Origin of the sequence: Bradyrhizobium sp. CCBAU 45394, from assembly GCF_028128655.1 — a bacterium.
Classification (GTDB): Bacteria; Pseudomonadota; Alphaproteobacteria; order Rhizobiales; family Xanthobacteraceae; genus Bradyrhizobium; species Bradyrhizobium diazoefficiens.
This window is the reverse complement of sequence record NZ_LBIX01000001.1, coordinates 551-23,460: the sequence shown is the minus strand read 5'-3', so window position 1 is coordinate 23,460 and position 22,910 is coordinate 551. Positions and strand designations below refer to the sequence as shown.

Sequence of the window (22,910 nt, the reverse complement as noted above, 5' to 3'; positions counted from 1 at the left end):
GGGGCGCGAAGCGAACCCGGAATCTCGAGATTCTCAGGTGCGCAATTGCGCACCATAGTTCGGTCCTGCGGACCGCCCCGGAATGACGGTGTATCTATCACCACACCGCCGTGCCCTTCATCGTCGGCTGCCCCTCCGCGTTCGCGGTCCACAGCTCCATGCTCTCGCCGCCGTCGTTGGCGTTGATGGAGAATTCGGTGCCCTCGAACAGCGGCTGAAGCCCGCGATAGGTAAACTTCTTCGGCGCCTTGCCGCCCCGCAATTTCGCCGCCAGCTCGATGATGAGCGCCGCCTGCAGCGGGCCGTGGAAGATCAGGCCCGGATAGCCTTCGACCTTGGTGACGTAGTCGCGGTCGTAATGGATGCGGTGGCCGTTGAAGGTCAGCGCGGAATAGCGGAACAGCAGCACGGGATCGGAGACGTGGGTCTCGCGATGCTGCGCCTTCGGCGGCGGAGGCGGGGCCTTGGCGCCAGCGGGCGCGCCGCTCGTCATCTCGCGATAGACGATGTCCTGCCGCTCGCGGATGGCAACGCCGCGCGGCGAGGTCACGGTGTGCTCGACCGCGACGAAGCACAGCGTGCCCGTCGAGCCCGTCTTCACCGTGACGTCGGCAATGCGCGAGGTCCGCGTCGATTCATCGCCGACGCAGAGCGGCTGCAAAAATTCGATCTCGCCGCCGGCCCACATCCGGCGCGGCAGCGGCACCGGCGGCAGGAAGCCGCCGCGGGTCGGGTGGCCGTCAGGGCCGAGCATCGACATCGGAAACACCGGCTGCGCCAGGCACCAGTGCACCGTGAACGGTGCGGCATCGCCCTTTTTCGGCTCGCCGACCTCCTGGAACAGCGTCGCGCGCAAGCCCATGACGAGCTGCGCGGTGACGATGTCGGTGGCCTCCGTGCTGCGGCCAATCCATTGCCGCAAGTGATCGATGTCGAGCTTCCCGGTCATGATGCCTCGCTCTTGTTATTTCTTGGATGGACGTTCGCCGATGCCAGGCACGGCACCATAGCTGCGCGTTTCGCCGACGATGATCGGCGCCGGCGCGGGATAGCTGACGCGGCCGTTCGGCGTGTCCACCTCGATGCGGCGCAGATGCGGGTGGTTGGTGAGGTCGGCCATGGTGTTGACCTCGGCAAAGGCGATGTCGGCATCCGACAGCCGCTTCAAGAGCTCGTCGCGCGTCATCTTGCCGAAGATGTCGGCGACGGTCTTGTCGGTGAAATCGCGGTTGCGCACGCGCTCGACCATGTTGGCGACGCGCGGATCGGCCGGCAGGTCCGGCTGGTCAAGCACCTTCACGCAGAGCGTCTTCCACTCGCGCTCGCTCTGGATCGAGATCAGGATGTCCTTGCCGTCCTTCGAGGTGAACACGCCATAGGGCGCAATCGAGGGATGGCGCAGGCCCATGCGCTTCGGCGGATTGCCGGCCTCGGAGTTGAGCAGCGGCACGGTGCACCAGTCGGCCATGACGTCGAACATGGAGATGCGAATGTCTGCGCCCTTGCCGGTGCGCCCGCGCGCGATCAGCGCCTCCAGGATCGCCGCATGCGCGGTGGCGCCGGTCGCGACGTCGACGATGGACATGCCGACGCGCGAGGCGCCATCAGGGTTGCCGGTGATGGAGGCAAGCCCGCTCTCGGCCTGGATCAGGAGGTCATAGGCCTTGCGGTGCGCGTAGGGACCCTCGTCGCCATAGCCGGTGATCGTGCACGAGATCAGCTTCGGATAGTCCTTCAAGAGCCGCTCGCGCGAGAAGCCGAGCTTGTCCATCGAGCCCGGCTTGAGGTTCTGGATCAGCACGTCGGCGCTCGCGATCAGCTTCTCCAGTTCGGCGCAGCCTTCCTTGGTGGCGAGATCGACCACCGCCGACTGCTTGCCGCGGTTGAGCCAGACGAAATAGCTGCTCTGGCCCTTGGCCGCCGCATCATAGCCGCGGGCGAAATCGCCTTCCGGCCGCTCGATCTTGATCACCTCCGCGCCGGCATCCGCCAGGCGCGAGGAGCAGAACGGCGCCGCCACCGCCTGCTCGACCGCAATCACCCTGATCCCGTCAAGTGCTCCCATGATCGCCGCCTCAGTACGAGCGGGGCATGCCGAGCACATGCTCGGCGACAAAGGACAGCACCAGATTGGTCGAGATCGGCGCCACCTGGTAGAGCCGCGTCTCGCGGAATTTGCGCTCGACGTCGTATTCCTCGGCAAAGCCGAAGCCGCCATGGGTCTGGATGCAGGCATTGGCCGCTTCCCAGGACGCATCCGCCGCCAGCATCTTCGCCATGTTGGCTTCCGCGCCGCAGTCGAGCCCGGCCTCGTATTTGCGGGTGGCTTCCTTCACCATCAGCTCGGCCGCGCGCATCGAGGCGTAGGCTTTCGCGATCGGAAACTGGATGCCCTGGTTCTGGCCGATCGGCCGGCCGAAAACGCTGCGCTCCTTGGCATAGTTCGTGGCCTTGGCGATGAACCATTTGGCGTCGCCGACGCATTCGGCCGCGATCAGGATGCGCTCGGCATTCATGCCGGAGAGGATGTAGCGAAAGCCCTTGCCTTCATCGCCGATCAGATTCTCCGCCGGCACCTTCATGTCGGTAAAGAACACTTCGGTGGTGGCGTGGTTCATCATGGTGCGGATCGGGCGGATCTCGAGGCCATTGTTCTTGGCCTCGCGCATGTCGACGATGAACACGGAAAGGCCGTCGGTGCGCTTCTTGACCTGCTCCTTCGGCGTGGTGCGCGCCAGCAGCACCATCAGGTCGGAATGCTCGGCGCGGCTGGTCCAGATCTTCTGGCCGTTGACGATGTAGCTGTCGTTGCCTTCCTTGCGCGCAAAGGTCTTCAGCGAGGAGGTGTCGGTGCCGCTGGTCGGCTCGGTGACGCCGAAGGCCTGCAGGCGCAATTCGCCGCTCGCGATCTTCGGCAGATATTTTGCCTTCTGCTCGGCATTGCCGTGCCGCAGCACCGTGCCCATCGTGTACATCTGGGCATGGCAGCCGCCGCCATTGCAGCCTGCGCGCTGGATCTCTTCGAGGATTGCGGCCGCCGCGGAAAGCTTCAGGCCCGCGCCGCCATATTCCTCGGGGATCAGCACCGAGAGATACCCGGCCTCGGTCAGCGCGTCGACGAAGGCCTTAGGATAGGCCATCTCGCGATCGAGCTTGCGCCAATATTCGCCGGGAAACTGCGCGCAGAGCTTTGCGACGGCTTCGCGGATGTCGGCGTGATCTTCGCTGTGGTGTTCTTCACTCATGGCGTTTCCCAATTGTAGCGGCAGTTAAGATAACGCCGGCCGATCCTCTGGCGTTGTGAAAACAACGCCCGCCCCCTATGCTCATTTGCTATAGCGTATGGAGTAGCCTTCGAGGATTGGCAAGCATGGATTTCCGGCAGCTCAGGACCTTCAGTTGCGTGGCGGAGCTCGGCAGCCTCTCCAAGGCGTCCGACACGCTGCGCGTGGCGCAGCCGGCGCTCTCTAGGCAGATCAAGCTTCTGGAACACGAGCTGCGCGTCGAGCTGTTCACGCGCAACGGCCGCGGCATGGTGCTGACCGAGGCCGGGCGGCTTCTGCTCGCGCGCACCTCCGGCATCGTGCGGCAGATCGACCAGATCCGCGACGACATCCAGTCGGCCAAGGGGCCGCCGTCCGGCCAGGTCGTGCTTGGCCTGGTTCCGACCGTGAGCTGCGTGCTGTCGGCGCGCTTCGCGCGGCGCTGCGTCGAGACATTTCCCGGCATTTCGCTGCGCATCGTCGAGAGCTACAGCGGCCACCTGGTCGAATGGCTGCACCGCGGCGAGATGGATCTCGCCATCCTCTACGGCCGCTCGGCCGATCTGCATCTCAACGTGCAGAGCCTTGGCCGCGACAACATCGTTGCGGTCGGCCCGCGCGGCTGCGGCCTCGCGCGCAAGAAGAGCGTCGAGATCGGCTGGCTGCTGCGGCAGCGGCTGGTGCTGCCCAGTCATTCCCACGGCCTCCGTGCGTTGATCGAGCACGCCGCCGCCCAGCGCAAGATCAAGCTCAACGTCCAGCTCGAGGCGGATTCGTTTCGCGTGCTGACGAGCCTCGTGGAGGAGGGGCTCGGTTTCGCGCTGCTGCCGCCCTCGTCGGTCCATGGCGAGGTCGCGGACGGGCGGCTGGAAACCGCTGTCGTGTCCAGGCCGATGACGCGCGAGCTCATTTTCGCTTCTCCGATCGACCGCCCGGCCTCGACGGCCTCGCTGGCCATCACCGCGCTCCTGCGCGAGGAGGTCGCCGCCTGCCGCAAGGAAGGCCTGTGGGACATCCGGCTCGCGTGAACGGTGCCGCCTTCGCCTCTCCCCGCTTGCGGGGAGAGGCCGGATTGCATCGAAGATGCAATCCGGGTGAGGGGGAGTCTCCGCGAGTCGAATTGTCATCGTCTTCGCGGATGCAGCCCCTCACCCCAACCCTCTCCCCGTAAGAACGGGGCGAGGGAGCGCAGCGAGCGCGCGGTGAGTGTTCTCAATGCGGTTTAGGCCAGAAGCCCGCCGCCGACCCTTCGCTTCTGGCGCGACCTGTCATGCCGAAATTTTATAGCTGGGCCAGGGGCACTGCGAATTTGGTGCGCATGTGCATCCCGGAACTCGTCATTGCGAGCGCAGCGAAGCAATCCAGACTGTCTCCGCGAAGGGATTCTGGATTGCTTCGCTGCGCTCGCAATGACGGAGGATAGAGCCTACCCCGGAATCCGCACTGGCAGCGACTCATACCCCTTGATGAAGCTCGAATAGATCCGCTTGGGCTCGCCAACCACCTCGATGCGGTCGAAGCGCTTCAGCATCTCCTCCCAGACGATCTTGAGCTGGAGTTCGGCGAGGCGCATGCCGACGCAGCGGTGGATGCCGAAGCCGAAGGAGAGGTGGGTGCGCGGTCGCGGGCGGTCGATGATGAACTCGTTCGGGCGGTCGATCGCCTCCTCGTCGCGGTTGCCGGAGACGTACCACATCACGACGCGGTCGCCCTTCCTGATCTGCTTGCCGCCAATCTCGGTATCCTGCAGCGCGGTGCGCCGCATATGGGCGAGCGGGGTCTGCCAGCGGATCACCTCCGGCACCATGGATTCGATCAGCGCAGGGTTGGCGCGCAGCTTGTCGTATTGCTCGGGGTTCTCGTTCAGCGCCAGCACCGAGCCGGTCATGGTGTTGCGCGTGGTGTCGTTGCCGCCGACGATGAGCAGGATGATGTTGCCCATGAGGTTGTCGGGGTCCATGAAGCGCGTGGCGTCGTTATGGGCCATCAGGGACAACAGATCGTTGCGCGGGGCGGAGTTGACGCGCTCGTTCCACAGCTTGGACATGTAGGCGTAGCATTCGTCCATCTCGCGGCGGCGCTCTTCGGCCGAGGCGACGATGCCGCTCTTGGGCAGCGCGGTCGAGACGTCGGACCAGCGGGTCAGCTTGCGCCGTTCCTCCCAGGGGAAGTCGAACAGCGTCGCCAGCATCTGCGTCGTCAATTCGATCGAGACGCGCTCGACGAAGTTGAAGGTCTCGTTGCGCGGCAGGTTGTCGAGCACGGTCTGCGAGCGCTGGCGGATCAACTTTGCCAGCTCGTCCAGATGCGTCGGCGTGAACATCGGCGACACCGTCTTGCGCTGCGCCGAATGCCGGGGTTGGTCCATCGCGATGAAGCTCGGGTAGTCGTAGCCTTCCGGCACGTCGCGGATCGAGATGCCGCCGAGCGTCGAGTCGGAGGAGAAGATGCCGTGATTGGTGTCGACATGCATGATGTCGTTGTACTTCACCACCGACCAGTACGGCTCGATCGGCGCGTTGGTGCAGTAATGCACCGGCTCTTCCTTGCGCAGCCGCTCGAACCACGGCCACAGCGTGTCGTCCTGGAACAGCCTGGGGGCGCCGGGGTGGAACTGCGCGAGCGGGGTCGCGTAGGCTTCCTCGCGCGCCCTGCGCATGCGTTCGGCCTTGTCCACTTTAACCGGCGTCTGGATGTTCATGGTCGTGGCTCCAGTTGTTTTTCTAACCTCTCCCGCTTGCGGGAGAGGCATAGGCCGCCTTCGGCGGCCGTCCACTTAGAACGCCGAGGCGCAGCCTCGGCTATGGCGTAGCGCCGGGTGAGGGCTCTTTCCTCTTGGGGGCTCTCGCCCGCGGAAACACCCCCACCCCAGCCCTCCCCCGCAAGCGGGAGAGGGGGCGCAGCTTCCTTGTGGATGTCGTTCACGCTCATCTTACTGCGAATCTACGCCGCAATCTTCACCGGCAAGGTTTCAAGTCCCTTTACGAAACTCGAATAGACCCGCTTGGGTTCGCCGACCACGTCGATATGATCGAAGCGCTTGAGGATCTCTTCCCAGATAATCTTGAGCTGGAGTTCGGCAAGCCGCAAGCCGACGCAGCGGTGGATGCCGAAGCCGAAGGACAGATGCGTGCGCGGGCGGGCGCGGTCGATGATGAAATCGTAGGGCTTCTCGATCGCCTCCTCGTCGCGGTTGCCCGAGACGTACCACATCACGACCTTATCACCTTTCTTGATCTGCTTGCCGCGGAACTCGAAGTCGGAGAGTGCGGTGCGGCGCATATGCGCCAGCGGCGTCTGCCAGCGGATCACTTCCGGCACGAAGCTGTCGAGCAGCGCCGGATTCTCGCGCAGCTTGCGATATTGCTCCGGATGCTGGCTCAGCGCGTAGATCGAGCCCGACATGGTGTTGCGGGTGGTGTCGTTGCCGCCGACGATCAAAAGGACGAGATTGCCGAGGAAGTTCTTCGCGTCCATGTCGCGCGTCGCCGCGCCATGCGCCATCATGGAAAGCAGGTCGCTCTTAGGAGGCTGTTCGATGCGCTCCTTCCACAGGCGCGCGAAATAGCCGGCGCATTCGGTCAACTCGGCCTGCCGCTCGTCTTCGGTGGCGACGAGGCCGTCGGGGCCGGGAATGGTGGTGGCGATATCCGACCAGCGCGTCAGCTTGCGGCGGTCCTCCCAGGGGAAGTCGAACAGCACCGCCAGCATCTGCGTGGTGAGCTCGATCGAGACGCGGTCGACCCAGTCGAACACCTCGCCGCGCGGCAGATTGTCGAGGCACTCGGCCGAGCGGGCGCGGATGTTGAGCGCGAGATTGTCCAGATGCGTCGGCGTGAACATCGGCGCGACGGTCTTGCGCTGTGCCGCATGGCGTGGCGGGTCCATCGAGATGAAGCTTTCGCGGCGCAGGTCGGGATCGATGTCGCGGATGGTGATGCCGCCGAGCGCGGAGGCCGAGGAGAATACCGAATGGTTGGTCTCGATCTCCATGATGTCGTTGTAGCGCGTCACCGACCAGTACGGCCCGAACATCGAGTCCTTGCAGTAGTGCACGGGGTCTTCACGGCGCAGGCGATCGAAATAGGGCCAGAACGTATCGGTCCTGAACAATTCAGGATCGCCGGGATCGAATTGCTCCAGCGGCAGTGACGTGGCGCGCTCGCGCAATGCATCGAGCTTTGCCGTGCTTTCGATGGTCCCGTGCATGACCGCTCTCCCTGACGTGAACCGCGCGTTCTCGTTGAATTCTGCGCTGCGGTATTTGATTTGCAATTACAGCCGGTTGTCTGCGTCGGGGCAAGGGCGAGTTTTGCCACATCCAACCTTTGCGTGAGCATCCGGGGCCCGTCACGCAGATGTGTCAACGTGATCTCCCGCACGCCGTTGGACCGGGAAACGTGCCAGAAATCGACTGGAATCGAGGCAAATCGAACCCACCCGTCTTGGGGATCGACCAATCCCTGATCTATAGTTTGACCGCAACAGGCCAACATCCCGAGGTTGCCGCCGTGAACGACATGCAATGGGCCCCTATCGGCTCCGAGCCCGTCCCGCCGCCACTGCCGCCCACGCGCGTCGACTTCGCCGGCGACCGCTCCGTGTTCCGCAAAATGGTCACCAAAGGTGCCATGCTGGAGCTGGTCACTTTCGGCTTCTACCGGTTCTGGCTCGTCACCGACATCCGCCGTCACTTGTGGTCGAACACGTCGATCGACGGCGACGCCGCCGAATATACCGGCCGGGGCAAGGAGCTGTTGATCGGCTTCCTGTTCGCGCTGGCGATCCTCGTGCCGATCTATCTCGCCTATTTCCTCATCGGTATCGAGTTCGAGCGCTGGCAGGGCTTTGCCTCGACGCCGCTCTTCATCAGCTTTTATGCCTTCGGCCAGTTCGCGATTTTTCGCGCGCGGCGCTATCGCCTGACCCGCACGGTCTGGCGCGGCGTACGGTTCTGGATGGACGGCTCGGGCTGGGCCTATTCGTTCCGGGCCATGCTGTGGGGCCTGCTGGTGTTCCTGACGCTCGGCCTGGCGCTGCCCTGGCGCGAGGCTTCGCTCGAACGCTACAAGATGCAGCACACCCATTACGGTGATCTCTCCGGCGATTTCGAAGGCGATGGCTGGACGTTCTTCAAGCGCGGCTGGTGGCTCTGGCTGCTCAGCCCGATCGCGCTGGTCATCTTCCCGCTCGCCCCGTTCTTCTATGCCGAGTTCAAGGCGCGCGAATGGCGCTGGTGGCTGGACGGCATCCGCATCGGCGGCGTCAGCCTGTCCTCGGAGCTGCCGCATAACGCATTCTACGGCCTGTACTGGAAGGTGATCGGCTGGTGGATGCTGCTCTCGATCATTTTCGCCGCCTATCTCGGCGGTGCCACCATGCTCGTCGTCAAGCTGAGCGGCCTTCCGGTCGAGCAGGTGTTCGGCCCCGACAATACCGCCAAGAGCATTCCGATGCTGGCGATGATGGTCATCGGCTATTTCGCCCTGGCGCTTGCGATCAACATCATCATGCGGGTCTATCTTCAGCGCGATCTCTGGGCCAAGGTGCTGGAGACCGTCGAGGTGCATAACATCGGAGCCGCGGCGGACGTGCGCGGCAGCGGCGAGCTCGCCAGCGCGCTCGGCGAAGGCTTTGCCGATGGGCTCGATGTCGCGGGATTCTGATCTGTGAGTGAGTTGTCCACCGAGGCTCCGGCGCAGTCCGCAAAGCCGACGATCTACTTCGACGGCGTGTCGAGCCGCAGGCGGCAGGTGACGCTGACGCTCGGTGATGCGCTCGAGATCGTTGAAGAGGGCGCGACGCCCGTTCGCTGGGCCTATGCCGACATTCGGCGTGCCGACAGTCCGGCCGGTGTCCTGCGTCTGGCCTCGACGTCCGCGCCGCCGCTGGCACGGCTGGAGATTCGCGATACTGCACTCGCGGCAGACGTGAGCGTCCGCTGCATGCGTCTCGACGAGCACCAGACCACGCGCCGCGGTATCGCGAAAATCGTCGGCTGGTCGGTGGCCGCCGCCGTCTCGATCGTCTGTGTCGTGCTGTTCGGCGTGCCGCTCGCTGCCGATCGCCTCGCGCCGCTGGTGCCGAAGCCGATCGAGCGCCGCATTGGCGATGCGTCCGAGGTCCAGGTGAAGACCATCTTCGGCGGCCGCACGTGCGAAGACCCCGCGGGCAAGGCCGCGTTCACAAAACTGGTCAACCGCTTGCGCGATGCCGCCGGCCTCGATGACGATTCCATGACCGCGGGCGTGCTGCCGACCCCGGTGCCGAACGCGTTCGCGCTGCCCGGCGGCAAGGTGTTCTTGCTGCAGGGCCTGCTCGACAGGGCCGAAAGCCCCGACGAGCTTGCCGGCATCCTCGCCCACGAGCTCGGCCATCTCAAGCATCACGACAACATGCGCGGCCTGATCTACAACGGCGGCACCTCGTTCCTGATCGGCCTGCTGTTCGGCGACGTCACCGGCTCATCCGCCGTGATCTTCGCCTCGCGCAGCGTGGTCGAGGCCTCCTATTCGCGCGAGGCCGAGACCGGCGCCGACACCTTCGCCATCGACATCATGCACGCGCTCGGCCGCTCGCCGAAGCCCTCCGCCGAGCTGATGTTCCGCATCACCGGCAAGGAAGGCGGCAGCGGTTTCGCGATCCTGTCGAGCCACCCGCTGACCGAGGACCGTCTCGCCCGCATGACCAAGGAAGATCGTCCCGTCAGCGGCCCGCCGCTGCTGACAGATGCGGAGTGGCACGCGCTGAAGGGCATTTGCGGCAGCGGGAAGATCTGAAGCGGGATCAGCCTTTGTTGAATTGGTGCGAGCCCAGAACTCGAAGCACCTCTCCCGTAGGGAGAGGTCGGATCGCATCGAAAGATGCGATCCGGGTGAGGGGTTGCACTCTCACTGAACGCCGCGGCCCCTCACCCGGATTGCACTGGACGATGCTTCGCATCGCCAGGCGTAATCCGACCTCTCCCCGCTGGGGAGAGGTAAGCCACGGACAGCGGACCGAACCTAACATCGTGCTCTGAACTACCGCGTCCCGTAGGCGCGGTCGCCGGCGTCTCCGAGGCCCGGCAAAATAAAGCCGTTCTCGTCGAGACCTTCGTCCACCGCGGCCGTCCAGATCGGCACGTCCGGATGCAATCCGCGCAGCCGCTCCAACCCTTCCGGCGCTGCGATCAGGCAGGCGAGGCGGATGTCCTTGGCGCCGCGCTCCTTCAGCCGGTCGATCGCGGCGACGGCCGTGTTGGCGGTGGCGACCACCGGTGTCACCACGATCGCCAGCCGCTCGCCGAGGTCGGACGGCGATTTGAAGAAATATTCGACCGCGGCAAAGCTGTGCGGCTCGCGGTAGAGCCCGATATGCGCGACGCGGGCGGTCGGCACCAGGTCCATCATGCCGTCGACGAAGGTGGTGCCGGCGCGCAGCATCGGCACGAACACCAGCTTCTTGCCGGCGATCTTGGCCGAGTGCATCGTCGCCAGCGGCGTCTCGATGACGGTGTCGGCGAGCGGCAGGTCGCGCGTCACCTCGTAGCACAGGAGCATGCCGATCTCCTTGATCAGCTCGCGAAACGACTTGGTCGAGATGGATTTGTCCCGCACCAGCGTCAGCTTGTGCTGCACCAGCGGATGATCGACGATCGTGACGCCTTCCATGTAACGCTCCTAACGAAATGCGCGTTGATTGAAATGCAACCAGCCGGCGCTTCTTCCTTCTCCCCTTGTGGGAGAAGGTGGCGCGAAGCGCCGGATGAGGGGTCTGTTTCAGCAAACTCCGGTGAGAGATATGCCCGCAGAGACATACCCCTCACCCGGCTTCGCTCTCGCGAAGCCACCCTCTCCCACAGGGGGAGAGGGTCAGAAAACCGTGCCGTCGCTGATCACCTTGAGCGGCGGCGAACCGTCGGGACGGCGTGCGAAGGCGATGGCGCGGCCCGCGGCCCAGGTGCCGCCTTCCAGGATGCTGGCGAGCGGCAAGGTGTCAGGCGTGCGGCCGAGCTTGGTACGAACCGGTTCGGCAAGACGATCCAGCAACGCGACGGTCAGCGCGCGCCATTCCACGACGAGCAGGGAATCCACCGCATGCGCGCGCCCGGCATCAGCGGCATCGCGCAGGCGCAGTACGTCGTGATCGACGAACAGGCCGCCATTGCGGTATTCCGCAAGTCCGGTCAGGCCGTCGATATCGGTGATCGCGAAGCCGGCGCGCTGGAGCGGCTCGATCAGCGAATAGCTCAGCCATTGCGACAGCTTGTGCAGCGGCACGAGGCCCGTGGTCGCATCATCCGCCTTGATCGCCGGATGGCGCCAGCAATCGCCGAGCGGAATCCCGGCAAGCTCGAGCCGCGACGGCCAGATCGGCCCGAGCTGGTTCAGCACCGCGGACAGGATCGCCGGCGCGGCGATGGCGCCGCCCACAGCCTGCGCCGCGATATGGTCGAACAGGCCGCCGGGCCGCGGCGTATCGTGCAGGCCGAAAACCTCGGCGCGGTCCGCCACCTGCTTGCCCAGACGCCGCAGCAGATCCGTGCGTCCGTCGAGGCCGAGCAGCGGATTGGCGTCGCTGACCTGAAACGCAGAGGTGAGGGCGGCAAGCGGCAGTTTTGCGAGCACGTCGGCGTCGGCCCTGAACGGCGCGCGGGCATCGCTGGAGAAGAGCCCGCTTGCGAACATGTCGAGGCTCGCGATCGCAAGCCCCTCGGACCGGCCGATGCTTTCGCCCGTCACCGCGTCACGATAGCGCCAGGCAGCGCCGGCGCCGGCATCGAGCAGCACGCTGACGATGGCAAGGTCGAACTCCGCGCGCGCCCGCGCGGCGCGGTCCGGCCACGACGCGGCGTCGGCAAGGCGCGCCCAGCGATCGCCGCCGCCGAGCACAAAATGCCGCCAGCGGGCGTGGAAGGGGACGTCCAGCGTCGGATAGGCTTTTCGCGTGACCGCGAGCACCGCGTCCGCAACGCCGTCCATGCGGTCGAGATCGATCGTGAAGTGGCTGAGCCCGCGCTTGAGGCCAAGCTCGAGCATCTGCCCGGCGCGCGCGCGAACCGCTGTTGCGGTGAGCAGCGAGCGGGCCTGTTGTTCTCTGGTGTCCGCCATCAATCGATCAGTATTTTTCCAGCGAACGCCCGACCACGCCGTTGACGTCCTTCTCCGGCGCGATGTCGGTCGAGTAGTAGCCGGCAGCCTTCTTGGCCGCGATCTCGACATAGGCGTCGGCTGGAATCAGCTCCGGCGGGATCGGCACGCGCTCGACGATGTCGATGCCCTGCGAGGTCAGCGCGTCGTGCTTCATGTCGCTCATCGACAGGAAGCGGTCGATGCGCTTCAGCCCCAGCCAGTGGATGGTATCCGGCATCAATTGCTGGAAGCGCGCGTCCTGCACGCCGGCGACGCATTCGGTCCGCTCGAAATAGGCGGCGGCGGCATCGCCGTCCTCCTGGCGCTTGCGGGCGTTGTAGACCAGGAATTTCGTGACCTCGCCGAGCGCGCGGCCTTCCTTGCGGTTGTAGACGACGAGCCCGAGCCCGCCCTCCTGCGCGCCGCGCGCGGATTCCTCGATGCCGTGGATGAGATAGGGCCGGCAGGTGCAGATGTCGGAGCCGAACACGTCGGAGCCGTTGCACTCGTCATGCACGCGGCAGGTGATCTTGGTGCGATGGTCGGGCAGCTTGCTGACGTCGCCGAACATGTAGACCGTGGTGCCGCCTATCGGCGGCAGGAACACCTTCATGTCCGGCCGCGTCACCAGCTCCGGGAACATGCCGGCGGTCTGCTCGAACAGCGTGCGGCGCAGCTCGGTCTCGCCGGTGCCGAAGCGCGCGGCGAGGCCCGGCAGATACCAGACCGGATCGATCGCGATCTTCACCACCGACACGCTGCCATTGGCATGCACGACCTCGCCGTCGGCGCGCAGCCGTTTTGCGGCCAGCGCCTCGCGGATCTCGGGCAGGTCGAGCCGGGCGCGCGTCACCGCGATGCTCGGCCGGATGTCGGAGCCCTCGGCGATCTCCTTGCCAAAATTCTCGGCGACGAGATGCCCCCAGGGGTCGAGCGCGACGATCTTGGCGGGATCGTTCCATTGCGGAAACGGCCCGATGGTGGCCGCCGGAAACGTGTTGGTCAGGTCGGGACGCCTGATGGGATCGAGCGCCCCGGCGGAGACGGCGAGCGCGCGGTACATCGCATAGGAGCCGCCATGGCTGCCGATCACGTTGCGATCCCCAGCGCGCGACACCGTGCCGATGATCGGCCCGCGGGTGCGCGCATCGGCTGCGCCCCAATGGATCGGAAAGGCGGCCTTCCTGCCCGGCTCCGGATGGGAGGTCAGGCGGATGTGATCGGTACGGTTCGCGCGGCTCATGTCCAGGCTCCCAAAAAGCCAACGGCCCGCCGCTCGGACGGGCCTGGCTCACTTTGCGTTACCAATGCGGAGCACCGGCGGCGCAAGCTCAATCCAACATATTGTAGCGGCCGACGGCGACAGACAAGTTAATGGTGCAGCGCCCGGCAAGCGTTCATCGCCAAATTCCATCGTCGGCGAACCAGCCCGGTCCGCGTGAATCCCGCGCCCTCGCTCCGGTCGAACCCTGCCGTTCGATCCGTGCGGTAGACCTAAAGATTTGAAATAATTTTAGTTTTCCTGTTTTCAAGAGGTGTTGTGGCGATTGCGCCGCGACTGGACAGAACGTATATAATCAGACAAAGCGTATAGATCGTCTCTGCCATGGAGCCTGCCATGCCCGCCGCCAGCTACATCGACCCCCGCACCGGAAAGCTCTATCCGCTCGACCAGCCGCGCTGGTGCTCGGACGAGCGCACGCCGCTGCTGGTGACGCCGGGGGCCGGGATCTCGCGCGAGGAGATCGAGCCGCGCACGCGATCGCTGTGGCGCTACCGGGCGGCGCTGCCGGTCGAGATCAAGAATCCGATCACGCTCGGCGAGGGCCGCACGCCGCTAGTCGCGCAGGAATGGGGCGACCTGCGCCCATTGTTCAAGCTCGAATGGTTCAACCCGACCGGCAGCTTCAAGGACCGCGGCTCCTCCGTGATGCTGTCCTTCCTTCGGCAGATCGGTGTCGACGCCATTCTGGAGGACTCTTCCGGCAATGGCGGCTCGTCGATGGCGGGGCTGGGTGCCGCCGGCGGCATGCGCGTGAAGATCCTGGCGCCGGCCTCGACGTCGCCGGCCAAGATCGCGCAGGTGCGCGCCTATGGCGCGGCGGTGCAGCTCGTCGAGGGGCCGCGAGAGGAATCGGAGGCCGAGGCGATCCGCCAGTCGAGCCAGACTTTTTACGCCAGCCACAACTGGCAGCCGTTCTTTCTCGAAGGCACGAAATCGCTCGCCTATGAAATCTGGGAAGACCTCGGCTTCCGCGCCCCCGACAACGTCATCGTCCCCGTCGGCGCCGGCAGCAGCCTGCTCGGTTGCGCCTTCGGCTTCCGCGAGCTGCTGAAGGCCGGCCAGATCGCGAAGCTGCCGCGCCTGTTCGCGGCGCAGCCGCAAAACTGCTCGCCGATCGATGCGAGCTTCAAGGCCGGCGTCGATACGCCGGTCGCGCGCGAGGTAAGCAAGACCATCGCCGAGGGCACCGCGATCAAGAATCCCCTGCGTCTGCGCGAGATCATCGCCGCCTTGCGCGAGAGCGGCGGCGGCACCGTTGCGCTCGCCGAGGACGAGATCGTCGCCGCCCTGCGACGACTTGCACGGCAAGGCCTGTTCGCCGAGCCGACCAGTGCCAGCGCAGCCGCCGCGCTGGACAAGCTCTCCGCCGCTGGCGCCATCAAGGCGAACGAGACCACGGTCGCGGTGCTCACCGGCACGGGGCTGAAGGCCGCCACAATCGTCGCCGATCTCGTGCAGTAGGGCCGGGCGATGAGCCGCAGCAAATCCGCGTCCGCCGCATCGGGCAGGGCCACGGCCGAACGAAAGCTGCTGTTCGACCAGCTGCAGCAGATCGCGCAGGGGCTGGGGGAGACCTTTGCGCCCTTCTGCGAGGTCGTGCTGCACGATCTCACCGATCCCACGAACGCGATCGTCGCCATTCACAACAACCTGTCGGGCCGCAAGGTCGGCCAGGGCGCGACCGAGCTTGGCCTCGCCCGCATCGCCGATCCCAACTACGCGCAGGTGATCTCGAACTACGCCAACAGCTTCGCCGACGGACGGCAGGCCAAGAGCACCTCGATCGGCATCAAGGGCGCGGACGGTTCATACGTCGCCGCCCTCTGCCTCAACGTCGATCTGACGCTGTTCCAGGGTTTGCAGAGCGCGATCGGCCAGTTCGTCAGCGTCGATGCGCAAAACAATCCGCCCGAATCCCTCAACCCCGTCGGCGCCGACGCCATCCGCGCCCATATCGACCGGTTCGCCGCGCGCCGCGCCACCACGCCCCGCGCCCTCTCCACGGAAGACCGCCGCACCCTGCTGCGCGAATTGCGCGATGCCGGCGGCATGCAGGTGCGCCGCGCCTCCGACATCATCGCCGCCCATCTCGGCGTGTCGCGCGCCACGGTGTATGCCGATGCCAGGTGAGGCGGTCCGCCAGCCGGAACGCAGTGCCGCGACCATCAGCCCGCGTTGAACCTTCCGCGCCCGTCGCCCGCCTCATGGGGATCGACCTCGAGCGATGGGAGAGTTCCATGACCGCGCAGGATCCGTTTGCAAGTTTCAAGGCTGTCCAGAAGGAAGCCTGGTCGCTGTTCACGCCGATGGAGGTTTTCACGACACCGACCGCCGCCAAGCTCGTCGGTTTTGCCGGCGTTGCCGCCGGTCAAAGGCTGCTCGACGTCGGATGCGGCACCGGCGTTGTCGCGATCACGGCGGCGCGTCGCGGGGCAAAGGTGAGGGGTCTCGACCTGTCGCCGGTTCTGATCGAGCGCGCCCGCGAGCATGCGCAACTGGCGAACCTCGATGTCGACTTCGTCGACGGCGACGCGGAAAGCCTGCCCTATGGCGACAACGAGTTCGACGTGGTGCTCAGCCAGTTCGGCCACATGTTCGCGCCGCGCCCGGACGTTGCCATCGGCGAGATGCTGCGCGTGCTGAAGCCTGGCGGCACCATCGCGTTCTCCACCTGGCCGCCGCATCTGTATGTCGGACGGATGTTCGCGATGATCGGCCGCCATCTGCCGCCGCCCGAGGGCGTGGCATCACCGGTGTTGTGGGGCGATCCGAAGATCGTCGCCGAGCGTCTCGCAGGGAAAGCGAAGGATCTCTCTTTCGAGATGGACATGATGACGCCGTCGGCACTCAGCCCGCAGCATTTCCGCCGCACCATGGAATCGACGATCGGGCCCTTGATCAAGCTCGTCGCCCAGTACAAGGACGAGCCGGACAAGCTCAAGAGCTTCCGTGCCGAGTTCGAGGCGCTGATCTCGGAGTATTTCGACGCCGGCCACAACGTGATGCGCCAGCAGTTCCTGATGACGAAGGCAAGGAAGGTGTGAGGCGGCGAGAGGTAAGAATCCCTCACTCCTTCAGATCGTTCACCCGCCTCACCCAGGCGCGCACGTCGGTGAGCACGGCGGGCAGCACCGCCTTGACCTCCAGCACGGTCATGCCGGGCTTGATGCGGGGGTCGTAGAGCAGGTTGAGGATGTATTGGTCGTAGACGTCGAAATAGCCCATCGAGACGTTGTCGTTGAACATGGTCCAGGGCACGCTCGTGGTGTCGTTGATCGGACCGAGCGACTGCAGCAGCTCCTCATAGGCGCAGTCGAGGAAGGTGAAGTCGCCGTTGTCGACGGTGAGGATGACGTCGGAATGCTCGATCTCGAAATTGTCGTTCTTGCGGAAGCCGGACAGGCATTGCGGATCGAGCGAGGTGCGGATCTCGCGCGCCTTCTCCGCGCCGTAGAAGCTCGAGATGGTGCGGAACAGATCGCGGTCGCGCACGAGCTTCACCCGCACGTTCGCCGCCTCGCTGCTGCCGGCCATGGCGATGTCGAGATGCTGCACGCGCGTGCCGATGTCGGCGACGACCTTGGCGAGCTGGGTCTTGCGATCGGCGCGGTCGCTCTCGGCGAACACGCGCACCGGCCCGTCGAACTTGCGGATGCGGTCGACGCGGCCGGCGAGGTGGTATTCGGCGCCGAAAGCCGTCTTGAGGAAACCCTCGACGATCTCGCTGTCGGTAAAGCTCTTCTTCTCGGCGCGCTGGCGCGAGGCGATCGCGGGCAATTCGCCCGCGGCGGCCATGGTAGCGGTGTCAGGCACACCGGTGAGCGCTGCGAGCGCCAGGAGGGCGATGCGGAGGGAAAGCGAGGGCGGATTCAATGCGCTCATCGTCACCCGACGCTGCCGTATTCGCGTCGCGCGCACAAGACCGCAAATTCACGCGCCCTGCGGGTTCCCGCCAATCATCTGTAGCAAAAGCGTGACAGACTTCGTGTGATTCAGCCGAAGCCGCGGCTCCCTCAACCTCTCCCGCTTGCGGGAGAGGTCGCCGCGTAGCGGCGGGTGAGGGCTCTCTCCTCTGGGGGATTGTCCCGTTGCGGAGAGACCCTCTCCCCAACCCTCTCCCGCAAGCGGGAGAGGGAGCACATCACGTGCGTGGAGGCAATTGCGCTTCAGTTGTTCAGCACGACCACGGTGGTGCCGACCGAGACGCGGCTATAGAGGTCGCTGACGTCGTCGTTGGTCATGCGGAAGCAGCCCGAGGAGACCGCCTGGCCGATCGTCTCCGGCTCGTTGGAGCCGTGGATGCGGTACAGCGTCGAGCCGAGATACATCGCGCGCGCGCCGAGCGGGTTCTCGATGCCGCCCTTCATGTGGCGCGGCAGGTCGGGTCGGCGGGCCAGCATCTGCGACGGCGGCGTCCAGTCCGGCCACTCCTTCTTGGCGGTGATCCTGTGCACCCCGCCCCAGCGGAAGCCGTCGCGGCCGACGCCGATGCCGTAGCGCAGCGCCTGGCCGTTCTGGAGCACCAGATAGAGCCGCCGCTCGGAGGTGTTCACCACGATCGTGCCGGGGGCATAGTTGCCGGAGTAGTTGACGGTGGTGCGGGGGATCGGGCTCGAGCCGCCGCGGAAGAAGTTCGGGCCGCCGCCCATGATGTCGCGCGAGTCGAACTCTTCGGCAAAGGCGCCGCCGGCGGTGGCCGTCAGCAGTGCAATGGCGGCAATCGGCGCGGCAAAAAACCGGATCATTGTTTCCCCCAGCAAAAAAATCGATTCAACGAAGGCCACAGGCCATATTTGCCGGCATTTCGCAAGCCACGGCCCCGTGAGGCAAGTCCTTTCCGAACAAGCCAACCTTAACGAATGGCGTTACCAAATCGGCAACCGGGCCAGTTTGCCAAAAAGCGTTAGCCAAACCAGCGCGTCGCGGCGCGGGGCAGGGCCGCGATGCCCCCTATTGCTTTGACGGATGCCGCGAACAATGATTGGTCAGATGGATCACTCGAAATCGCCGGTTGTGGGAGCAAAAAGAATGAACGGTGCGGAAAGCCTGGTGCGGACGATGGTCAAGGGTGGGGTCGACGTCTGCTTCACCAACCCGGGCACCTCCGAGATGCATTTTGTCGCAGCGCTGGATCGCGTCCCGGGCATGCGCTGCGTGCTCGGCCTGTTCGAAGGCGTGGTGACGGGCGCTGCCGACGGCTATTTCCGCATGAAGGGCACCCCGGCCTCGACCCTGCTGCATCTCGGCCCGGGCCTCGCCAACGGCCTTGCTAATCTGCACAACGCCAAGAAGGCGAATTCCGGCATCGTCAACATCGTCGGCCAGCACGCGGTCTACCATATCGGCTACAACGCGCCGCTGACCTCCGACATCGAGGGCCTCGCCCGGCCGATGTCGTCCTGGGTCCGCACCTCGCCGGATTCCAAATCGGTGGCCGCTGACGGCGCCGCGGCGATTGCCGCCGCCAAAAGCGCGCCGCCGCAGATCGCGACCCTGATCCTGCCCGCCGACACCGCCTGGAACGAGGCCGACGGCATCGCCGAGGTCCCGGCCGAGCAGCAGCGCGCGAGCTATTCGCCGCAGGCGGTCGAGCAGGCCGCAAAAATCCTGCACGGCGACGGCGAGGGCACGCTGCTGCTGATGACCGGCAGCGCGCTGAGCGAGCAGGGCCTCGCGCTGGCCGAGCGCATCGCGGCCAAGACCGGCTGCACCGTGATGGGCCCGACCTTCCGTCCCAAGATGGCGCGCGGCCGCGGCCGCTTCTCGATCGATCGCATCCACTACGTGATCGAGAACGCGCTGCCGATGCTGGCGAAGTTCCGCCATATCGTGCTGGTCGAGTCCGACGATCCCGTGGCGTTCTTCGCCTATCCGAACAAGCCGAGCGTGCTGAGGCCCGAAGGCTGCGACGTCCATCGCATGACCTCCTGGGGCGAGAATTCGGTCGCGGCGCTGGAAGCGCTCGCCGGCGCGGTGAAGGCCAGTGCCAAGGACGTCAAGCCGCAGGCAGTGCAGGAGCTGGTCAAGCCGACCGGCGCGCTGACCCACGCGTCCATCGCGCAGTCGATCGCCTATGCGATCCCCGAGAACGCGATCCTGGTCGATGAGTCGCTGACCACCGGCCGCGCCTTCTTCCCGCCGACGGCCGCCGCCGCGCCGCACGACTGGCTGCAGAACATGGGCGGCTCGATCGGCTTCTCCACACCGCTCTCGATCGGCGCCGCGATCGCCTGCCCGGACCGCAAGGTGATCACCATGGTCGGCGACGGCAGCGCGATGTACACGATCCAGTCGCTGTGGACCCAGGCGCGCGAGAACCTCAACATCGTCACCATCGTGTTCGCCAACCGCATCTACCAGATCCTGCGCGGCGAGTTCGACAATGTCGGCGCCGGCGAGCCCGGCCAGCGTGCCAACGACATGCTGCGGCTCGACCGTCCGACGCTGGATTTCGTGGCGCTGGCCAAGGGCATGGGCGTGCCCGGCCGCGCCGTCACCAACGCGGACGAGTTCAACAAGGCACTGGCCGAAGCCGTCGCCGAGCCCGGGCCGCGGCTGATCGAAGTCCAGATGTAGGGCGTATCATACGGAGCGCCGAGGGCCGGGGGGCACGATGCAGACCGAGCTGAACAAGGTGATCGCGGCGCTCCGGGACTTCTACGCCCACGAAGGATTCCTGTTCGAAAAGGACATCGGCGAGCGCGCGATCACGCATCGCTTCGCCGTGCATCTGGAGAAGCAGTTCGCCGGCTGGTCAGTCGATTGCAACTACGACCGGCTCGGCGAACGCACGCTGCATCTGCCGCACGGCACCATCGTCTCGACCGACGACCATCTGGACAAGTCGATCTATCCCGATGTCGTCGTGCATCAGCGCGAGATCCCGAACAATTTGCTTAGCGTCGAGATCCGCAAAGCGAGTAATCACACGTCGGTGACGCACGACCAGCACAAGCTGCGGGCGCTGACCGATCCGCATGTCTGGTTCGCCTGCTGGATCGGCGTGCTGCTGGTGCTGGACAAGCACCATGTGACGATGTCGGAGGTCTATGTCGGCGGCCTCGTCGATGAGCCGCTGTCGCGCTGGTTCGCAACGCGCCTCGCGGAGCTCGGCCTCGGAGCCGCGCGTTAGGGCGTGGACTTCTAAACGTCAGATGTCGCGGACAGAGCGGAAGTCGCTCCGCTTGGCCAGCAGCGACTGACCCGAAGCCGCCGTTAACGAAAGCGCGGGGCGTGTGCGCTCCGCCGAGCAAGAGTCCGGCGTTAACCACCGTCAACGGGTTCCAGTCTGAGAGAGATCGCTTCGAAGTTTCTTAAATGTTGCCGGGTACCTCTCTTGGGCATGGTGACCTGGGGAAAGATATGAGCAAGCGGGCCAAACGTGGAAAGGCGAAGACGTTCGCACTACCGATGGCCGCGAGAGTTGCAGTTGGCGTCGTGGCCGTCGCCGCGTTAGGGTACGGTTTGCTGTCTCGCCCGGCGAGCGTGCAACCGATAGGGAAGCCGTCCGCACCCCAAGCCATGGCATCGTCATCCCCGGTTTACGTGGCAACTCCGGTTCATGCATCGGCGCCAGCTCCGGCTCCGATTCCGGCCCCGGCCCCGGCGCCGCTGGTCGAACCGCCAAAAGCCGCTGACGGTCCCGGCGCACTTGTCCGGCAGGTGGTTGACTACGCCAGCCACCAGACACCGGGCACTGTGATCATCGATACCCAAAACACATTCCTCTATTTCGTTCTGAACGACAGGCAGGCGATGCGCTACGGCATCGGTGTTGGCCGCGAAGGTTTCGCATGGTCCGGTGAGCAGACGGTGGCTCGCAAAGCAGAATGGCCGGATTGGCACCCGCCTGCGGAGATGGTCTCGCGTCAGCCTTATCTGCCGCGGTTCATGGCCGGCGGTCCCGGCAACCCACTCGGCGCCCGGGCGATGTATCTGGGCGAGACGGAGTATCGAATTCACGGCACCAACAAGCCCGATACGATCGGGAAGCGGGTTTCGTCCGGCTGTATCCGGCTGACCAACGAGGACGTCGTGGACCTCTATGAGCGGGTGAAAGTCGGAGCGAAAGTGATCGTGCTTCCGGCAACCGCTGCCCGTCGGCCATCGCAGGGAGCGTCGCCCGACGCCGCTTCCCGATCGCCGGACCCGGCATCGCCGTCGAACCGGCCCTCGGCAGCCAACGCGCAGATGCTGTCATCCGGACCGAAGATCGCCGAAGCTCAGTAACTCAGTCCTCCGTCCTCGGTCTGCAACTGAAGACAGGGAGGCAATTCAAGTCGCCGCTTTTTAGTCNTATACTCATAAAGTCGGCTTACCAACGCAAAGCGGAAGTCTGCCACCTTGAGCGTGATCGGCGGCTTGTGACCCTGNAATTGATTCGGGAATCCAATAAATCGAGGTGAAATCAACAATCTGCCAAAGTAGTGCTAGGACGCGGACTCATTAAGGCGCAGCCACAACCGGATTGACGCGAGTTGAACAAATGCAAGGTAGTTGGCGGCGAGCCTGTCGTAGCGTGTCGCCACCCGACGGCATTGCTTGATCCTGTTGAAGAACCGTTCGACTTGATTGCGAGCGCGGTAGAGGTACGGGCTAAAGCAGATCGGATCGTTGCGATTGCTTTTCGGCGGGATGTTGGCCCACGCGCCCTTCTTCATGGCAAGCTCCCTGATCCAGTCGGCGTCATAGCCTCGGTCTGCGAGCAGCATTGATCCGGATTTAAGACGAGACAGCAGTTTTCCGGCCAGTCGAACGTCGTGCGCCTCGCCGGGACTCAACGCCAGCCGTACAGGCAGACCATTGCCATCGACCACCGCGTGGATTTTGCTCGTCAAGCCGCCGCGTGATCTTCCCATCGATTGGCGCTGGTTCCTTGCGATGCAGGCCCCATGTTGATGCACGCGAACAATAGACGTGTCGATCATCTGCACGGCAGCATCATGAGCGCCAGCCAGTGCACTCATGAGCTTCGCCCACACGCCCGCCCGTCGCCAGCGAACGAACCGATTGTAGCAGGTCGTGTACGGACCGAAGCCTTCTGGCAGGTCGCGCCATGGTGCTCCAGAGCGCAAGACCCAGAAGATGCCATTGAGGACACGACGGTCATTCACTCGTGGCACGCCGCGCGGCTTATTCGGCAGCATCGGCTTAATGGCAAACCACTCATTGTCTGTGAGTTCGTAGCGCATGATTCGGCCCTTCCGTCTGGTGGCTTGAATCATGGCTCGGCGCTCAGGCTCAACTGGT

20 protein-coding genes are annotated in these 22,910 nt (G+C 65.1%); 9 read left to right on the top strand and 11 right to left on the bottom strand.

Annotated features, from left to right (window positions below):
* Nucleotides 1-97 precede the first annotated feature (97 nt).
* From WN73_RS00100 to WN73_RS00090, 3 genes are read right to left on the bottom strand one after another with little or no spacing between them, the layout of a single operon-like run.
* Nucleotides 98-949, bottom strand: a complete 852-nt coding sequence (locus tag WN73_RS00100) for an FAS1-like dehydratase domain-containing protein (RefSeq protein ID WP_271550814.1) — start codon at nucleotides 947-949, stop codon at nucleotides 98-100.
* A gap of 15 nt (nucleotides 950-964) precedes the next feature.
* Complete coding sequence (locus WN73_RS00095) at nucleotides 965-2,065, bottom strand: CaiB/BaiF CoA transferase family protein (RefSeq protein ID WP_060910657.1); 1,101 nt, start codon at nucleotides 2,063-2,065, stop codon at nucleotides 965-967.
* A 10-nt stretch (nucleotides 2,066-2,075) separates the two neighbouring features.
* Nucleotides 2,076-3,245, bottom strand: coding sequence for an acyl-CoA dehydrogenase family protein (locus WN73_RS00090; protein ID WP_271550809.1), 1,170 nt, complete (start codon nucleotides 3,243-3,245; stop codon nucleotides 2,076-2,078).
* Between the two features lie 125 nt (nucleotides 3,246-3,370).
* On the opposite strand from WN73_RS00090, the gene WN73_RS00085 reads away from it, so the two are divergent.
* Nucleotides 3,371-4,291, top strand: a complete 921-nt coding sequence (locus tag WN73_RS00085; protein WP_271550807.1) for a LysR substrate-binding domain-containing protein — start codon at nucleotides 3,371-3,373, stop codon at nucleotides 4,289-4,291.
* A gap of 398 nt (nucleotides 4,292-4,689) precedes the next feature.
* On the opposite strand, the gene WN73_RS00080 is transcribed toward WN73_RS00085, so the two are convergent.
* Together WN73_RS00080 and WN73_RS00075 are read right to left on the bottom strand one after the other, a co-directional pair.
* Nucleotides 4,690-5,964 (bottom strand): cytochrome P450, encoded by a 1,275-nt coding sequence (locus tag WN73_RS00080; RefSeq protein WP_271550805.1) that lies wholly within the window; start codon nucleotides 5,962-5,964, stop codon nucleotides 4,690-4,692.
* Nucleotides 5,965-6,206: 242 nt separating this feature from the next.
* On the bottom strand, nucleotides 6,207-7,472 hold the full coding sequence (locus tag WN73_RS00075; protein WP_028172947.1) for a cytochrome P450: 1,266 nt from the start codon (nucleotides 7,470-7,472) through the stop codon (nucleotides 6,207-6,209).
* A gap of 302 nt (nucleotides 7,473-7,774) precedes the next feature.
* Between WN73_RS00075 and WN73_RS00070 the strand changes: the two genes are divergently transcribed.
* A complete protein-coding gene (locus tag WN73_RS00070) occupies nucleotides 7,775-8,929 on the top strand; it encodes a YjgN family protein (protein ID WP_038965475.1) in 1,155 nt (384 codons plus the stop codon).
* A gap of 3 nt (nucleotides 8,930-8,932) precedes the next feature.
* Nucleotides 8,933-10,042, top strand: coding sequence for a M48 family metallopeptidase (locus WN73_RS00065; protein ID WP_271550801.1), 1,110 nt, complete (start codon nucleotides 8,933-8,935; stop codon nucleotides 10,040-10,042).
* 243 nt (nucleotides 10,043-10,285) lie between these two features.
* Here the strand turns inward: WN73_RS00065 and upp are convergent, their stop codons facing one another.
* The 3 genes from upp to WN73_RS00050 form a co-directional block, all read right to left on the bottom strand.
* Nucleotides 10,286-10,915: a uracil phosphoribosyltransferase gene (gene upp, locus WN73_RS00060; RefSeq protein ID WP_011089974.1), complete on the bottom strand. Its 630-nt coding sequence runs from the start codon at nucleotides 10,913-10,915 to the stop codon at nucleotides 10,286-10,288.
* Between the two features lie 201 nt (nucleotides 10,916-11,116).
* Entirely contained in the window at nucleotides 11,117-12,355 is a 1,239-nt protein-coding gene (locus WN73_RS00055; protein WP_271550796.1) for a URC4/urg3 family protein, read from the bottom strand.
* A 7-nt stretch (nucleotides 12,356-12,362) separates the two neighbouring features.
* Nucleotides 12,363-13,619, bottom strand: a complete 1,257-nt coding sequence (locus WN73_RS00050) for a GTP cyclohydrolase II (RefSeq protein WP_028172951.1) — start codon at nucleotides 13,617-13,619, stop codon at nucleotides 12,363-12,365.
* A gap of 375 nt (nucleotides 13,620-13,994) precedes the next feature.
* On the opposite strand from WN73_RS00050, the gene WN73_RS00045 reads away from it, so the two are divergent.
* The 3 genes from WN73_RS00045 (at nucleotide 13,995) to WN73_RS00035 (ending at nucleotide 16,705) form a co-directional block, all read left to right on the top strand.
* Nucleotides 13,995-15,122, top strand: coding sequence for a threonine synthase (locus WN73_RS00045; RefSeq protein ID WP_271550792.1), 1,128 nt, complete (start codon nucleotides 13,995-13,997; stop codon nucleotides 15,120-15,122).
* A gap of 9 nt (nucleotides 15,123-15,131) precedes the next feature.
* Entirely contained in the window at nucleotides 15,132-15,791 is a 660-nt protein-coding gene (locus tag WN73_RS00040; RefSeq protein ID WP_161536246.1) for a helix-turn-helix transcriptional regulator, read from the top strand.
* 107 nt (nucleotides 15,792-15,898) lie between these two features.
* The gene (locus WN73_RS00035; protein ID WP_271550786.1) at nucleotides 15,899-16,705 is read left to right on the top strand and encodes a class I SAM-dependent methyltransferase; all 807 of its coding nucleotides are present in this window, start codon (nucleotides 15,899-15,901) and stop codon (nucleotides 16,703-16,705) included.
* Nucleotides 16,706-16,727: 22 nt separating this feature from the next.
* Here WN73_RS00035 and WN73_RS00030 read toward each other — a convergent pair whose 3' ends face one another.
* Both WN73_RS00030 and WN73_RS00025 read right to left on the bottom strand, forming a co-directional pair.
* Nucleotides 16,728-17,543: a DUF2927 domain-containing protein gene (locus tag WN73_RS00030; protein WP_028172954.1), complete on the bottom strand. Its 816-nt coding sequence runs from the start codon at nucleotides 17,541-17,543 to the stop codon at nucleotides 16,728-16,730.
* Between the two features lie 284 nt (nucleotides 17,544-17,827).
* A complete protein-coding gene (locus tag WN73_RS00025) occupies nucleotides 17,828-18,406 on the bottom strand; it encodes a L,D-transpeptidase (RefSeq protein ID WP_028172955.1) in 579 nt (192 codons plus the stop codon).
* A 283-nt stretch (nucleotides 18,407-18,689) separates the two neighbouring features.
* On the opposite strand from WN73_RS00025, the gene WN73_RS00020 reads away from it, so the two are divergent.
* The 3 genes from WN73_RS00020 (at nucleotide 18,690) to WN73_RS00010 (ending at nucleotide 21,890) form a co-directional block, all read left to right on the top strand.
* On the top strand, nucleotides 18,690-20,237 hold the full coding sequence (locus WN73_RS00020) for an acetolactate synthase large subunit (RefSeq protein WP_028172956.1): 1,548 nt from the start codon (nucleotides 18,690-18,692) through the stop codon (nucleotides 20,235-20,237).
* Between the two features lie 37 nt (nucleotides 20,238-20,274).
* A complete protein-coding gene (locus WN73_RS00015) occupies nucleotides 20,275-20,793 on the top strand; it encodes a hypothetical protein (protein WP_028172957.1) in 519 nt (172 codons plus the stop codon).
* Nucleotides 20,794-21,023: 230 nt separating this feature from the next.
* Nucleotides 21,024-21,890: a L,D-transpeptidase gene (locus WN73_RS00010; RefSeq protein WP_028172958.1), complete on the top strand. Its 867-nt coding sequence runs from the start codon at nucleotides 21,024-21,026 to the stop codon at nucleotides 21,888-21,890.
* A 200-nt stretch (nucleotides 21,891-22,090) separates the two neighbouring features.
* Here WN73_RS00010 and WN73_RS00005 read toward each other — a convergent pair whose 3' ends face one another.
* Nucleotides 22,091-22,852 (bottom strand): IS5 family transposase, encoded by a 762-nt coding sequence (locus WN73_RS00005; protein ID WP_271550994.1) that lies wholly within the window; start codon nucleotides 22,850-22,852, stop codon nucleotides 22,091-22,093.
* Between the last annotated feature and the right edge of the window lie 58 nt (nucleotides 22,853-22,910).